The 841-nt window shown below is 61.7% G+C and carries 1 protein-coding gene; it reads left to right on the top strand.

Annotated features, from left to right (window positions below):
* Positions 1–67 precede the first annotated feature (67 nt).
* A protein-coding gene (locus EJJ38_RS20215; RefSeq protein WP_127092256.1) for an IS5 family transposase occupies positions 68–822 on the top strand; the annotation gives its coding sequence in 2 pieces (ribosomal slippage) (positions 68–401 and positions 401–822; 756 coding nt in all).
* Positions 823–841 lie beyond the last annotated feature (19 nt).

Raw genomic sequence — 841 nt, forward strand, 5'->3', positions numbered from 1 at the left:
GCTCTAGGCTCAGGACCTATTAATCTGCTGTGATCTGTGATTCACCGTCTCCCTTGAGGAGGCTGGCATGGGTGATTTGTTCCTGCTGAGCGAGCGGCAGATGGCTCGGATCTCGCCGTTTTTCCCGTTGGCCCATGGCGTGCCACGGGTGGATGACCGCCGGGTGGTGAGCGGCATCGTCTACGTGATCCGCAATGGGTTGCAGTGGAAGGATGCGCCGAAGGAGTACGGCCCGCACAAGACACTATACAACCGCTTCATCCGCTGGAGCCGGCTCGGGGTGTTCGACCGCATCTTTGCCAACCTCGCCGGCGAAGGGCCGAGACCCGAGCGCATCATGATCGATGCCACCCACCTGAAGGCCCACCGCACGGCGGCAAGCCTGCTTAAAAAGGGGATGTTCCCCGTCGTATCGGGCGCACCAAAGGCGGCCTGAACTCGAAGCTCCACACCGTCTGCGACGGCCAGGGCCGACCGATCATCATGCTGCTGTCAGAGGGCCAGATGAGCGACCACAAGGGGGCCCGCCTCGTCCTCGATGCCTTGCCGCAAGCCCGAAGCCTGATCGCCGACCGGGGCTATGACAGTGCCTGGTTCCGCGAGGCATTGGCTGCCAGGGGCATCGATCCCTGCATTCCTTCATCGCGGAGCCGAAAGCGGCCTTATCCCTACGACAAAATCCTCTACCGGCAGCGCCACAAGGTCGAGAACCTGTTCGCCAAACTCAAGGACTGGCGCCGCATCGCCACACGCTACGACCGATGCGCCCACACCTTCTTCTCCGCCATCTGCATCGCAGCAACCGTCATCTTCTGGCTCTGATCAATGAGTCCTGAACCTA

Origin of the sequence: Aquabacter cavernae (assembly GCF_003993795.1) — a bacterium.
In the GTDB taxonomy this organism is placed as follows: domain Bacteria; phylum Pseudomonadota; class Alphaproteobacteria; order Rhizobiales; family Xanthobacteraceae; genus Aquabacter; species Aquabacter cavernae.